12 protein-coding genes are annotated in these 13,330 nt (G+C 68.3%); 4 read left to right on the forward strand and 8 right to left on the reverse strand.

Annotated elements, in window-relative coordinates; all coding sequences use genetic code 11:
- Nucleotides 1–7: 7 nt before the first annotated feature.
- Nucleotides 8–1,801 carry an oligoendopeptidase F gene (pepF, locus tag ACSBP4_RS11775; RefSeq protein ID WP_435552308.1) on the reverse strand — a complete coding sequence of 598 codons (1,794 nt, stop codon included), beginning with the start codon at nt 1,799–1,801 and terminating at the stop codon, nt 8–10.
- 155 nt (nt 1,802–1,956) lie between these two features.
- Between pepF and hpt the strand changes: the two genes are divergently transcribed.
- From hpt to ACSBP4_RS11790, 3 genes are all read left to right on the forward strand, one after another.
- Nucleotides 1,957–2,502 carry a hypoxanthine/guanine phosphoribosyltransferase gene (gene hpt, locus ACSBP4_RS11780; protein WP_006648011.1) on the forward strand — a complete coding sequence of 182 codons (546 nt, stop codon included), beginning with the start codon at nt 1,957–1,959 and terminating at the stop codon, nt 2,500–2,502.
- A gap of 173 nt (nt 2,503–2,675) precedes the next feature.
- Nucleotides 2,676–4,085, forward strand: coding sequence for a uracil-xanthine permease family protein (locus tag ACSBP4_RS11785; RefSeq protein WP_435552309.1), 1,410 nt, complete (start codon nt 2,676–2,678; stop codon nt 4,083–4,085).
- Nucleotides 4,086–4,237: 152 nt separating this feature from the next.
- Nucleotides 4,238–5,551 (forward strand): PQQ-binding-like beta-propeller repeat protein, encoded by a 1,314-nt coding sequence (locus ACSBP4_RS11790; RefSeq protein WP_435552310.1) that lies wholly within the window; start codon nt 4,238–4,240, stop codon nt 5,549–5,551.
- Here the strand turns inward: ACSBP4_RS11790 and ACSBP4_RS11795 are convergent.
- The 5 genes from ACSBP4_RS11795 to ACSBP4_RS11815 form a co-directional block, all read right to left on the reverse strand.
- Nucleotides 5,548–5,784 carry a hypothetical protein gene (locus ACSBP4_RS11795; RefSeq protein ID WP_049965664.1) on the reverse strand — a complete coding sequence of 79 codons (237 nt, stop codon included), beginning with the start codon at nt 5,782–5,784 and terminating at the stop codon, nt 5,548–5,550. The genes ACSBP4_RS11790 and ACSBP4_RS11795 overlap by 4 nt on opposite strands.
- A gap of 74 nt (nt 5,785–5,858) precedes the next feature.
- Complete coding sequence (gene truA, locus ACSBP4_RS11800) at nt 5,859–6,698, reverse strand: tRNA pseudouridine(38-40) synthase TruA (RefSeq protein WP_435552311.1); 840 nt, start codon at nt 6,696–6,698, stop codon at nt 5,859–5,861.
- 195 nt (nt 6,699–6,893) lie between these two features.
- Nucleotides 6,894–7,385 carry a hypothetical protein gene (locus tag ACSBP4_RS11805; RefSeq protein WP_435552312.1) on the reverse strand — a complete coding sequence of 164 codons (492 nt, stop codon included), beginning with the start codon at nt 7,383–7,385 and terminating at the stop codon, nt 6,894–6,896.
- A gap of 96 nt (nt 7,386–7,481) precedes the next feature.
- Nucleotides 7,482–8,225 carry an SDR family oxidoreductase gene (locus ACSBP4_RS11810; RefSeq protein WP_435552313.1) on the reverse strand — a complete coding sequence of 248 codons (744 nt, stop codon included), beginning with the start codon at nt 8,223–8,225 and terminating at the stop codon, nt 7,482–7,484.
- A gap of 91 nt (nt 8,226–8,316) precedes the next feature.
- Nucleotides 8,317–9,843 (reverse strand): carboxypeptidase M32, encoded by a 1,527-nt coding sequence (locus ACSBP4_RS11815; protein ID WP_435552314.1) that lies wholly within the window; start codon nt 9,841–9,843, stop codon nt 8,317–8,319.
- A gap of 237 nt (nt 9,844–10,080) precedes the next feature.
- Between ACSBP4_RS11815 and ACSBP4_RS11820 the strand changes: the two genes are divergently transcribed.
- Nucleotides 10,081–10,449, forward strand: a complete 369-nt coding sequence (locus ACSBP4_RS11820; RefSeq protein WP_006180337.1) for a hypothetical protein — start codon at nt 10,081–10,083, stop codon at nt 10,447–10,449.
- A 26-nt stretch (nt 10,450–10,475) separates the two neighbouring features.
- Here ACSBP4_RS11820 and ACSBP4_RS11825 read toward each other — a convergent pair whose 3' ends face one another.
- Nucleotides 10,476–11,588: a M20 family metallopeptidase gene (locus tag ACSBP4_RS11825; protein WP_435552315.1), complete on the reverse strand. Its 1,113-nt coding sequence runs from the start codon at nt 11,586–11,588 to the stop codon at nt 10,476–10,478.
- A 63-nt stretch (nt 11,589–11,651) separates the two neighbouring features.
- A complete protein-coding gene (locus ACSBP4_RS11830; protein WP_435552316.1) occupies nt 11,652–13,298 on the reverse strand; it encodes a protoglobin domain-containing protein in 1,647 nt (548 codons plus the stop codon).
- Between the last annotated feature and the right edge of the window lie 32 nt (nt 13,299–13,330).

Below are 13,330 nucleotides of genomic sequence, written 5' to 3' on the forward strand. Positions count from 1 at the left end.
GACCGTCTCAGTCGAGCAGCGATTCGAACTCCTCGAGGCGCTGGCCGTAGGTCTCGAGGGCGCGATCGATCGGGGCCGAGGAACTCATATCGACGCCGGCGATCCGCAGGAGGTCGAGGGGGTACTCCCGGGAGCCGCGACGGAGGAACTCGAGGTAGTCCTCGGCGGCGGATTGGCCGTTCTCGAGAACGTCGTCGACGATCGCCAGCGCCGCGGAGATACCGGTCGCGTACTGGTAGACGTAGAAGGCCCGATAGAAGTGGGGGATGCGCATCCACTCGCGGGCGATGCGGTCGTCGATCGCGGCCGGTTCGTAGTAGTCCGCCTTGAGCCCGCGGTAGAGGTCGTCCAGTCGGTCCGCGGTCAGGGGCTCGCCCGCCTCCTCGAGGCGGTGGGTTTCGTGTTCGAACTCGGCGAAGAGGGTCTGCCGATAGAGGGTCGAGCGAACCCGCTCTAAGAACTCGTTCAGGACGTGCTTGCGGAACTCGGGATCGTCGACGGTTTCCAGCAGGTGGTTGGTCAACAGGGCCTCGTTGACCGTACTGGCGACCTCGGCCACGAAGATCTCGTAGCTCGAGTAGATGTAGGGCTGTTCGTCCTTCGTGAGTTCCGAGTGCATCGAGTGGCCGAGTTCGTGGGCCAGCGTGTACATCGAGGCGATGTCCTGCTGGTAGTTCAGGAGGATGAACGGCTGGGTGTCGTAGGTGCCGCCGGAGTAGGCACCCGACTGTTTGCCCTCGTTCTCGTAGACGTCGATCCACTGGGAGTCGAGGCCGTCCGCGACGCGGGACTGGTACTCCTCACCGAGCGGCGCGAGCGCGTCGACGACGTACTCGGTGGCCTGGTCGTACTTGAGGTCGGGGCCCTCGTCGCCGGTCAGCGGCATGTAGAGGTCCCACATCTGCAGGTCGTCGACGCCGAGCGCCCGCTCTTTGAGTTCGGCGTGGTGGTGGAGCTTGTCGAGGTTGTCGTGGACGGTATCGACGAGCGTGTCGTAGACCTCGACGGGGACGTTCGGCCCGTCGAGGGCAGCCTCACGGGCGGTGTCGTAGTTGCGCGCTCGAGCGGTCTTGACGTCGGCCTTGACGCTGTTCTTGTAGCTGGCCGCAACGGTGTTGCGAACCGACTCCCACTCGTCGAAGTAGCCCTCGTAGACCCGTTTGCGAAAGTCGCGGTCGGGCCGTTTGAGGAGGTTCGTGAAGTTGCTCTGGGTGATCTCGACGGCCTCGCCCTCGGGATCCTCGACGGTCGGGAACGCCATGTCCGCGTTCGAGAGCATGTTGTAGACCTCGCCGGTCGCCCCGGTCACCTCGCTCAGGTCGGCCAACAGCGCCTCGACCTCGGCCGAGCGCGTGTGGGGTTTCATCCGGAGAACGTCGTCGACGTAGTGGTCGTAGGTCTCGAGGGACGGTTCCTCGTCGACCAGCTCGTCGAAGGCCTCGCGAGTCAGGTCCTGGAGTTCGGGTTCGATAAAGGAGGCGGCGGACTGGGCGTCGGCCGCCAGCGACTGGGCACGGGCGGTCAGGGCCTGGTACTGCTGGTTCGTCGTGTCCTCGTCGCGGCGCATCCGGGCGTAGGCCGAGACCGTCGACACCTCGCGCATGATCTCGTCGCGTAACTCGAGGGTCTCGAGGAGGGTCTCGGCGTCGTCGGTGACCTGTCCCTCGTAAGCCTCGAGGTCGTCGACGCGCTCGGCGACGGCCTCGTAGGCCGCCTCCCAGTCGTCGTCGGTCGCGTAGATGCTCTCGAGGTCCCACGTATACTGCTCGTCGACCTCCGAGCGTTCGGGTACGGAACTCATAGCCACGCGTTCGAAGCGGTGGCGGTAAAGCGTGTCGGACCCCTTCAGGGTACGGGAAGCCGGGATCAACCCGATCCTGTCCGCCGAGCGCTCGCGGCGGGTGCCCCGACCGGAAGAACGAACGGCTTTTCACTCTCATTTCCCGAATCGCCAGTATGAACCGGCTCCTCGAGTCGTTAGACGACGCGCCGATCATCGACAAGGACGGGTACGAGTACCTCGTCCATCCGATCAGCAACGGGGTCCCACAGCTCGATCCCGCCCTGTTGCGGGAGGTCGTCGTCGAAGTGATGCGAACCGCGGACCTCGACGTGGACAAGATCGTCGCGCCGGAGGCGATGGGAATCCACCTCGCGACCGCACTCTCCCTGCAGGCCGACGTGCCGTTGGTCGTCATCCGAAAGCGGGCCTACGGGCTCGACGGTGAGGTCTCCCTGCATCAGGAGACGGGCTACTCGGAGTCGGAGATGTACATCAACGACGTCGAGGCGGGCGATCGCGTCCTGATCGTCGACGACATGCTCTCGACCGGCGGCACGCTGGCGGCCATCTGCACCGCGCTGGACGATATCGGTGCCGACATCGTCGACATCGTGGTCGTCCTTCGAAAGGTCGGCGACTCCGCGCTCGATGACACGAAGTTCGATGCGACGAGCCTCCTCGACATCACCGTCGAGGACGGTGAGGTAACGGTTCACTGATCGACCCCGTTGGTTGCCGTCGTTGTCCCCAAGAGTAGTGGGTAGCGGCGGCTCCCCGTCGCCGCTCCCCGAAATATATGCACGATTGTGGGTATAGTCGGCCCCAATCGACCGCTCGATAAGCGCATATACGAGATTTTTTGTACATCGATTCGCTACGGGGTGGGTATAGTATGTCGAACGGAACTGACGGGGGCATTCGGATCGAATACGGCGTCGACGAAAAACCGCCGTTACCGAAGTCCATCCTGCTGGGCTTGCAACACGTCGCGGTCATGATCGTGCCGGCGACGGCAGTGGCGTACGTCGTCGCAAACGGGGTCGGTGCCGAAGCCGACGCGGCCTACCTCGTCCAGATGGTCCTGCTGTTTTCCGGACTGGCAACGATGGTCCAGGCGTACACCGTCGGCCCGGTCGGTGCGCGGCTGCCGATCGTCATGGGCTCGAGTTTTACCTTCGTCGGCGCGACGATCGATATCGGCGCTAGCTTCGGGCTGGCCGCCGTCTTCGGTGCGATCCTCGTGACCGGCTTCGTCGTCGAGGGCCTGATCGGCTGGCAGTTCAAACGTATCAAGCCGTTCTTCCCGCCGCTGGTGACCGGCCTCGTCGTCGTCATCATCGGCCTCTATCTCGTGCCGGTCGCGATGGACTACGCCGCCGGCGGGGTCGGCGCGTCGGACTTCGGTGCCTTGCACCACATCGGACTCGCCGCGCTCGTGCTGGCGATCGCCGTCGGTCTCAACATGTTCACGCGCGGCGTCACACGACTGTTGTCCGTGCTGTTTGCGATCATCGTCGGCTACGTGACCGCCATCGCTCTCACGTTCGCGACCGGGCTCGAACTCGTCGACTTCTCGGACGTCGGGAGCGCCGCGTGGGTCGCGCTCCCGTCGCCGACGCGCTTTGGCTTCGAATTCGAGCCGATCGCGATCGCCACCTTCGCCGTCCTCTTTCTCGTCTCCTCGATGGAGACCGTCGGCGACATGTCCGGCGTCACGGCCGCCGAGGGGCGCAATCCGACGAACGAGGAGTTCCGCGGCGGGCTGTTCAACGACGGCCTGTTGAGTTCGATCGGCGCCGTCTTCAGTGCGTTCCCGATCACGTCGTTCTCCCAGAACGTCGGCATCGTCAACTTCACCGGCGTGATGAGCCGTCACGTCGTCGGCATCGGCGGCGTCTTCCTCGCCGTCCTCGGACTGAGTCCCAAAGTCGGCGCTGCCGTCACGACGATCCCCAGCGCGGTCTTTGGCGGCGCTGTCCTGCTAATGGCCGGGATGGTCGCCGCCAGCGGGTTCCGTCTGGTCGTCACGCACGTCGACCTCGATCGTCGGAACACGGTCATCGTCGCCGTCTCGCTCGGTCTCGGACTCGGCGTCGCGACGACGCCCGAAGCCCTCGCGGGACTCCCGAGCGGCGCGGAGCTGTTCTTCGGACAGTCGGTCATCGTGACCGCGCTGTCGGCACTGGTCCTCAACACGTTCGTCCCCGGCGCGGCGAGTCCGCTGTTCGACGCCCCGCCGACCGACTCGGAGCCGGCTGCGGACGCCGTCGACGCCGAACCCGCCGGCTCCGTGGACGACTGAGCCACGCGCCGGTCTCGACGGCGTGCTTGCGGCGATCGGGGACGGATCGAAGGCAGGCGGGCGACGAACCCGACCGCCATCAGAACTGATTCGATCGCGTGACTGTCAGGTCTGCGAACTACTTTTGACGGATCGGTCCCGAAACGGGGACGATGCGACCGATCTCACGCCGCGGGGTACTCGGAACGTGCGGGGCGGCCCTCGCGTTCGGGGCCGGCTGTCTCGGGGACGGAACGGACGACGAAGCGAACGGGGACGGCAACGGATCGGCGGCCGAAAGCGGGACGTGGCCGTCGTTTCGCGGCGGCCCGTCCAACGCGGCGGTCGCCGACGTGGACGGGTTCGATGAGGAGCCGGCGGAACGCTGGACGGTCGACCTGCCGGCCACTCCGGGAACGGCCGCGATCGCCGACGGCACGGCCTACCTCGCGGCCGGCTCGAGGCTGTCCGCGATCGATCTCTCGAACGGCGACGAGCGCTGGACGGTCGCCCTCGAGGGGGCCCGAACCGGATCGCCGGCCATCGCCGAGGACGCCGTGGTCTGTCCCGACGCCGAGGGGCTACTCGTCGTCGACCACGAGGGGAACGACCGGCGTCACGTCCCGTACGACGGTGCGACGACTGCTCGGCTGACCGCACAGCAACAGGCCGGGCCGTCAGTACCGTCCTCACCGACCGTAGTCGACGGCACGGCGTACGTTGGGACGCCGGCCGGCGACCTCGTCGCGATCGGGCTCGCGGACGGCGCGGTGACGTGGCGCTCGCCGGCGACCGACGGCTGGGCGTCGCTAGCACGGCAGCGCCAGACGGCCGGCGGGGTCACTTCCCCGGCCGTCGCCGACGGCCGCGTCGTCGTCGGAACGGAAGCCGGGATTGCCGCGTTCGACGCCGCCGACGGCTCGAGCGAGTGGACCCACGACACAGAGCGTGCGGTCCGGTCCGCGCCGGCGGTGGTCGACGGAGCCGTCTACGTCGGGGGAGCGACGCCGGTCGCGCTGGCGGCCGACAGCGGCGAGATCCAGTGGGGCGGCAAGGGGACTGCGTCGCTGTCCCTGCAGGCCACCGGGGAGAGCGTTCGCCGACAGGAACTCCCGCCGATGGCCCCCTCAGTGGCTGTCGGCGACGAACGGGTCGTGCGTCATGACTCCGACGAGCGACTGGTCGCGCTGGATCGGAGCGATGGGAGCGAGCGATGGGGAGCCCCGCTCGAGGAAGTCGAGTCGCTCTCGCGATCGGTCGGCAGCGCCGGGACGGCCCAGTACGCGCCGAGTTGGTCGTCACCGGTCATCGCGGGCGATGCGGTCGTCGTCGGAACCACGGCGGGCGTCGTCGCCGTCTCGCTGGCCGACGGGGCGGGGCTGTGGCGGCTCCCGACCGACAGTCGCGTGGTCGCATCGCCGGCGGTCGCGGCCGGCGCGATCGTCGTCGGTGACGGGAGCGGGACGGTCCGGGCGCTCGAGGCCTAACTCTCCGCGTCGACCGCCGTCCGAACGACGCGGGCGAGCCCGAGCGTGGCGAGATAGGTACCGACGAGGACCAGCAAGACGAACAGGACGACGCCGAGCGCGGACGCGCCGATCTCCGGATGGGTCCGCAGCGGCGCGGTCAGCCGCGTCCCGAAGAAGATCACGAGCGCGCCCGCGGCGACGCGGATCGACGCGCGCCAGTAGGTTCCGTACTCTTCCGGCGAGAGTTCCATGCGCCGAGATGTGCGTTCGGGGGCCAAAAGCACTGGTACGTAGGCTGCGACGAGCAGGGCCACGTGGCCGCCGGTCACCGCATTCCGTCAGTGAGCTGTCCGGCGACCCGCGCGCCCGTTCGCCGGTCGATACGGCGGCGATCGAACACCGAACGAGCGCTCTGGGCCGCCTCATCGTCGATCTCGAACTCGAGGTCGGGATATCGAACGTCGGTCAGGACGAGCGGTTCCGGCGAGGCGGGTGCGATCCCCTCGTGTCCGGGCAGCGGCTCGGGCTCGAGGACGCGGTCGATCTTCTCGCGGGGGGCGTCGCCGGTTCCGACGGCGCGGGCGAGCGAGACGAGCCGACGGACGAGTTCGCGGGAAAAGCCGCCCGCGGCGACCGTGAGGACGAGGTAGTCGCCGTCCCGCTCGGCCGCGAGGGACAGCGAGCGCTCGGTGTTGTGATCGTCGGGCGTCAGATTGTAGACGTCGTGGGTACCGGACAGGACCTCGCAGGCCGCGCGGAACCGGTCGTCGTCGACGGCCGGCGCGCCGTCCGTCTCGGTGAGCGGCGCGTACAGGTGATAGGTGTACTCCCGGCGGGTCGCGTGGTGGGTCGCGTGAAAGTCCGGGGGTGCGTCGGCCACCGCCCACGCCCGAACGTCGGCCGGGAGCCGGCCGTTCAACGCCCGCGGCGCGAGCCAGTCGGGGGCCTCGAGCGCGATCGTCTGGGCGAGCGCGGAGACGCCCGCGTCGGTCCGCCCGGCCGCGGCGTAGCCCGCCGGTTTGTCGGCGTCGGGCTCGAGGACCGAGAGGTCGCGGAGGGCGTCGAAGATGGCGTCCTCGACGGTCGGCACGTCGGGCTGGGGCTGGCGCTGAAACCCGTGATAGTCGGTCCCGTCGTAGGCGATCCGGAACGCGCGGCGTGGCATTTGCTCGATTCGATCCAGCGGGGCCAGCGTGTTATACGGTTCGCTGTGTCCGGTCGGCGGACCACCGGGGCTACCGCTCGCGCTCGAAAGTCGCCAGCGAACTGTTCCGCGACCGTGATATCGGTTCGGGCCGGCGGCAAAATAGGGGCCGCAAACGGCGACGCCACCGGAGTCGCTCGGGGAGCTATCGGCGAGTTACAGTTCGTCGTCGGTATCGAACCCGCCGCCGTCGACGTCATCGGATTCGGGTTCATCGATGTCGAACGCGTCGGTCTCGAGGGGAGCGCCCGCAGCACTGACGGTACCGTCCTGAATCTCGATGGTGACGCCGTCGTCGCCGTCGGCCATGCCGAGCAGTTGCCCGGTCGCCGACTCCACTTCCCGATTGACCGACCAGACGAACCGCAACACCGACTCGAGTTCGGTGCCGGCCTCGCCGACGCCGCGGCGATGGGAAAGATCGCCCAGACTCCGCGCGCCTTCGGGGTGGAGATACTGGATCGGGTGGTCGGTCGGCACCTCCCGTAAGTCGACGTCGAACGACCAGAGGTACGGCAAGGCCTGCAGGGCGTACCCCTGGGGTTTCGGCGCGCGGCGGCCGGCGGCGGTCAGGGCGACGTTGATCGCCAGCGGTTCCGCATCGGTGTCGAAGTAGACGCCCGGAGCGCCGGGGATGGAGAGTCGCATACTCGAGGGAGGGGGCCGGGGACGGGTGAGTCCCCACCCGGCACTCACAGCCCGGTTTTATACGGGTCGCGGGCGGCTCCGGTCGCCGGCGTTCGGTCAGTGGAAGGTGTCGGCGAACTTGTCCCGGCGGTTGATGTCGAGTTCGCTGATGCTCGAGCCCTCACGGCTCGCGGCGAAGCGGATCGCCTCGGCGACTTCCTCGGGTTCGCTGACCTCGCCTTCCTCGAACCGTTCGGCGAAGCTCTCGCCGTCGGCCGCCCCGAACTCCGAGCGGACCTCGGCGGGGTTGACGATCGAGATGCCGACGCCGTCGTCGCCGACCTGGGCTGCGAGGCTCTTGGCGAAGCCCCGAACCCACCACTTCGTGGCCGCGTAGACCGGGTTGGACGGCCGCGGATGTCGGCCGGCGAAGCTGGCGACGAAAACGAGGTGGCCCTCACGCTCACGGAGGTGCGGCAACGCCGCTCGAGACGCGTAGAAGACGCCGTCGACGTTGGTCTCCTGCATCGTCTCGTATGCCTCGGTCGTCATCGATTCGATGTCGCTGCCTCGGGCCAGTCCCGCGTTGTTCACCAGCACGTCGATCCCGCCGAATCGGTCGACGGCGGCCTCGAGGAGCGCGTCGACGGCGCTCTCCTCGCGGACATCCGTCGGTACGGCGAGGGCTTCGACGCCGTGGTCGGCCTCGAGATCGGCCGCGAGGTCGGACAGCCGGTCCTCGCTGCGGGCCGCGAGAACGACGTTCGCACCGGCGTCGGCGAGTTCGTGACAGGTCGCCGCGCCGATACCGGAACTCGCACCGGTGACGATGGCCGTCTTCGACTCGAGTGTCGCTGACATCGTCCGACGGCTAGACGGGCAGCGACCTAAAATCGAGGGTCGCGGATCGTGAGGGCACGAATCGCCGGGAGCGGAGTCCGGCCGAAGAGGGTCAGTATTCCTCGAGATCGTACAGCTCACCGTACTTCGACTCGACGTACTCGAGGAAGTAGTCGGCGGTCAGGCCCTCGCCGGTGGCCCGCTCGATCAGGTCGGGAGTGACATACTGTTTCCCGTGCTGGTGGACGTTCTCGCGGAGCCAGCCGTTGAGGTCGTCGAACTCGCCCTCACGGATCTCGTCGTCGAAGGGGCCGCGATCGGCCTCGGCGGCGGCGTATAGCTGGGCCGCGAGTACCGAGCCCAGCGAGTACGTCGAGAAGTAGCCGAAGTCACCGTGAGACCAGTGGATGTCCTGCAGACAGCCCTCCGCGTCCGTCTCCGGCCGGACGCCGAGGTACTCCTCGTACTTGTCGTTCCAGACCTGCGGGACCTCCGCGACCTCGAGGTCGCCCCGGATCAGATCGCGCTCGATCTCGAAGCGGATCACGATGTGGAGGTGGTAGGTGAGTTCGTCCGCCTCGACCCGGATGAGGTTGTCGTCGTGGACCTGATTGGCCGACTCGTAGGCCTCCTCGGGGGTCACGTCCGCGAGTTCGGGGAACCGCTCGCGGGCGATCGGCAGGAAGTGGTCCCAGAAGGGCCGCGAGCGGCCGACGTGGTTCTCCCAGAGACGCGACTGGGACTCGTGGACCGAGAGGTCCCGCGCTTCGCCAAGCGGCGTGCCGTAGCCGTCGTCGGGCAGCCCCTGCGTGTAGTTGGCGTGGCCGAACTCGTGGATGGTCGAGGTGATCGAGCCCAGGAGATCGTCCTCCTCGAACCGGGTCGTCACGCGGGCATCGAACTGTGTACCGGAGGAGAACGGATGGGGCGCGGTGTCGAGCCGCCCGCGGTCCCAGTCGTAGCCCAGCGAGTCCAGCACATCCCGGGCGAGCGCCTCCTGATCGTCGTCGTCGAACTCGCCGGCGAAGGCGTCTGTCGTCAGCTCGACGTCGCTGTCCTGAACGGCGTCGATCAACGGCACGAGGGTCTCACGTAGGCGCTCGAGGACGCGCTCGGCGGTCTCGAGGTCGATGTAGGGCTCGTAGTCCGCGAAGAGAACGGCGTAGGGATCGGCGTCGGGATCGATGTGATTCGCGTACTCGCGTTTGAGATCGACCAGTTGCTCGAGGGTGGGCGCGAACTGCTCGAAGTCGTCTTCCTCCTTGGCCCGTTTCCACGTGGGATGGGCGTTCGACGCCGTCGCAGAGATCTCCTCGACGAGGTCCTGTGGGACGCTGGTCTCGCGGTCGTACCGGCGGCGGATCTCGCGGACGACCGCGGCCCGCTCGTCCGCCAGGGCCGTCTCCTCTAACTCCGCGAGCAAGTCACCGGTCTCGTCGGCGGTCAGGAGTTCGTGACTGAGCGAGGACAGCGTCGAGAGTTGCTGTGCCCGGGCCGGGGTGCCCTCGTCGGGCATTACGACTTCTTGGTCCCACCGGAGGACGCCGGCCGCGTTCCCGACGTTCGAAATCCGCTGGACTCGCGTTTCGAACTGCTCGTAGGTGTCGGCCTCGCTCGCGTCGGCCTGGTCGGTCGCCATGGGCGTACCGTTCGCTCGGACGCAGTATCAACGTCGGGGTTCCGGGCATCGCGGGCCGGGGCCGCGCCCGCCGATCAGCGGGACGGGACGGCTCGAGGTGTCGAGTCTCGAGACGGTCCGTACCCGGTATCGATGCCGTCGTCCGGCCTCGTGCGCCGACGTCTGCGAACCGATGCGAACGATGCGGAACGTGCAAGCAGCGAACTGTTCCGCCGACCAGACCTACGTCGAGCCACCATGGCCCTCGCTTCGCCAATCGCGGCAGCCGTCGTGTTCGTCGTGAGCCTGCTGATCGGTGCCCTCGGTATCTACGCCGGGGCGCGGGTCATCGTCGGCCGCGGGGACTACGACCACGCCATCGTCACCGCGTTGATCGGCGCGATCGTCTGGGCGATCGTCGGCTTCGTCGTCGGCTGGATCCCCCTTCTCGGCCCGCTGCTGGCGCTGGTCGCCTACGTCGGCGTCATCAACTGGCGGTATCCCGGCGACTGGACCGCCGCGGCGATGATCGGCCTCGTCGCCTGGGTCACCGTCCTACTCGTCCTCTATGCCCTCGCCGCGCTCGGGGTCACCGGCTTCGAAGCGGTCGGGGTCCCGGGGCTCTGAGTCGCGGGCGCACTGCAAACCACCGGTCACTCCCCCGGCCACTGCTCCGCCACCCGCCGGTAGGTCTCCCGACACCGCTCGAGGACGTCGATCGAGACGCTCTCGTCGTCGGTGTGAGCCTCGCCGGGCTCGGAAGGCCCGTAGATCACACACTCGGTCCCGGCCTCGGCGAGCCAGCCCGCGTCCGTCGCGTGGGGCTTCGTCACGAGTTCTGGCTCGCCGGCCTGCGCGGCGTCGGCGGCCGCACGCACCGCATCGGCGAAGGCGGTATCCGCACAACGCATCGGGGGGAGGTCCTGGTCGACGGTCCACTCGATTCCCTCGAGGTCGGCGACCCGCTCGAGGGCGGCGCGCTCGCCGGGGACCGTCCGCTCGTCGACGGTGACCGTACAGCGGGCGGGAACGACGTTCATCGCCGACCCGCCCTCGATCTCCGTGACGGTGAGCCGTCCCTCGAGGGTCTCGCCCGCGACGTCGACGGCGGGGACCGCGAGGTCGCGGACCCGATCGACGGCGGCAGTGGCCCGATAGATGGCGTTCTCGCCGGCGTCGGCCTCGCTGGCGTGGGCGGCGGTGCCGCGGGCGGTAATCGTACTCCCGCGCCGGCCCTTGTGGGCGACCGCCACGTCGGTGACGTCGGGGCCGGAGTAGTTCGTCGAGCCCTCGCCGACCACGGCGTAGTCGGGGGCGAACCCGTCGTCGACCGCGTATCGGGCACCGACGCCGCCGACCTCCTCGCCGACGAAACTCGCGAAGACGAGTTCCCCGGCCGGGTCGGCCTCGCGGAAAGCCAGCAGGGCGGCCGCGAGTGCCCCCTTCATGTCCGCCGTACCGCGGCCGTAGAGCCGGCCGTCGCGTTCCTCGACGACGTACTCGCCCGCGTCGTGGCGGGCTCCGGCGGCGTTCGAGTCCGCATTCGCGACCTGCGACGCCGCCGGCTCCACGACGTCGTGGTGGCCCACCAGCGCCAGCGTCTCCGCACCCGTTCCCGTTCGGGCGATGACGTTCCCGGCCTCGTCTCGAGTCACGGCCGCGTCGGTTTCCGTGCGGAGCCAGTCCTCGAGGAAGTCGCCGGCGGCGGTCGCGTCCTCGTGGCTCGGGATCGCGGCGAGGTCGCGGGTCAGTTCGACGAGCGTCATGGCCGATCCGTCGACGGCGTCGCTGTTCAGTGCATCGGAACCGGCGGGCGAGTCAGTCGGGCGTTAGTCCATCCGCTCGTAGACCGGTTGCTCCGGCTCGGCCTCCTCGTCGGTGAGCCGGGCGACCGACTGCTGTACCTCACGCAGGCTGGCGGTCTGTTGCTGGCTCGCCGCCGCGACCGATTCCGCGGCGCTGGCGACCTTATCAGCCGACTGCGAGAGATCCGCGAGCGTCTCGGCCGTCGTCTCGACCCCGTGGGCCTGCTGGTCGGCCGCGCTCGCGACGTCTTCCATGCCGGTGGCCGTCGATTCGGCCGCATCGTGGATCTCCTCGAGCGAGTCGATCGTTTCCCGAACGCGATCGGTCCCGGTGTCGACGCGAGCGACGGTTTCCTCCGTCGTCGCAACCGTCGCCGCCGCGTCCTCGCGGACGGCTTCGACGGCGTCTTCGATCTCCGCGAGGTCGTCTTTCGTCTGCTCGGCGAACGACCGCACTTCCCCCGCGATGACGCCCATGGTCTCGCTGGCCTGATCGCCCGACCGGGAGGACTCGATCTTGGCGTTGGCCGCCAGCACCGTCGTTCGCTCGGCGAGGTCGTCGAGCCGATCGACGATCTCGTCGATCTGGTCGGTCCGGGCCGCGAGCCCGTCGACAGCCTCGGCGACGCGGTCGGTCGCGTCCTCGATGGCCTCGAGTTCGTCCAACGCGTCGTCGGCCGCCTCGACGCCCTCGGCCGCGAGGCGCTCGGTCCGGTCGCTCTCGTCGCTGACCTCGTCGGCGACGCTTGCGACCTCCTCGACGGCGGCGCTGACCTCGTCGAGTTCGCGGGCGGCCTGCGTGATGCCCGCGGCCTGGGACTCCGTGTGGTCGCTGATCGCTTCGGCGCGTTTCGAAACGGCTTCGCTGGCATCGTACAGCTCTCCGAGCGGCGTCTGCACGTCCGTTTCGACCTCCTCGGCGAGGCGCTTCCGGCGCTCGATCGACTCCTCGAGGCGCTGTGCGTAGGAGTCGACGTACGTGTCGGTCGCGACCTGCATATCGAGGTTGATGATCCGCAACAGCGAGAGAACGTCCATCATGCCCTCGTCGATGGCGTCCCTGACGGCCCGCTCGAACGACTCCTCGAGGCCGTCGTCATTGTCCCCGTCCTCGCCGCCCAGTCCGAGTGCGCTGACAAACCGGCCGAGGCCGCCCCCGTCCTGTTCGGCCTCGCGCTCGGCGGCCCACTCCTCGATGGCGTCGACGACCTGTGCCTGGACGCGCTCGTTCATCCGCGACAGGAGGAGATCGTAGTAGACGCCGTACTGCCCCACGTAGTGTTTCAGGGGCATATCGAGCATCTCGTGGAGCTTGCCGATCCGGGTCCGGTTCTCGAAGTACGACTGATCGTAGTCGCCGGTCGCCAGCGAGACGAGATACGCCTGCTGGGTCCGTTTGAGCGCGTCGATCCCCTTCGGCGAGCGGTCGACGATCGCTCGGGTCTGCTCGTACTCGAGGACGTTGTCGTAGAAGTCGTCGGCGATCGTCTCCGAATTGGCCCGCAAGAGCGGCTCGAGGTCGGCCAGCCGGCGCTCGTCGGCCTCGTCGAACCCGATAAACTCCTTGCGCCACGCGATTTCGTCTTCGTCGAGCCCGATCCGATCGATGAGGTCGTCGACGTCGAGAAAGCCGTTGAGTCCACCCTGGCCGAACGTCTCCTGCGGTTGCATGGAGGAAACGTGTTCGGTCGGTTCATTAAGTT

The sequence above is a fragment of the Natrinema sp. CGMCC1.2065 genome, assembly GCF_051225675.1.
Lineage (GTDB): Archaea > Halobacteriota > Halobacteria > Halobacteriales > Natrialbaceae > Natrinema > Natrinema thermotolerans.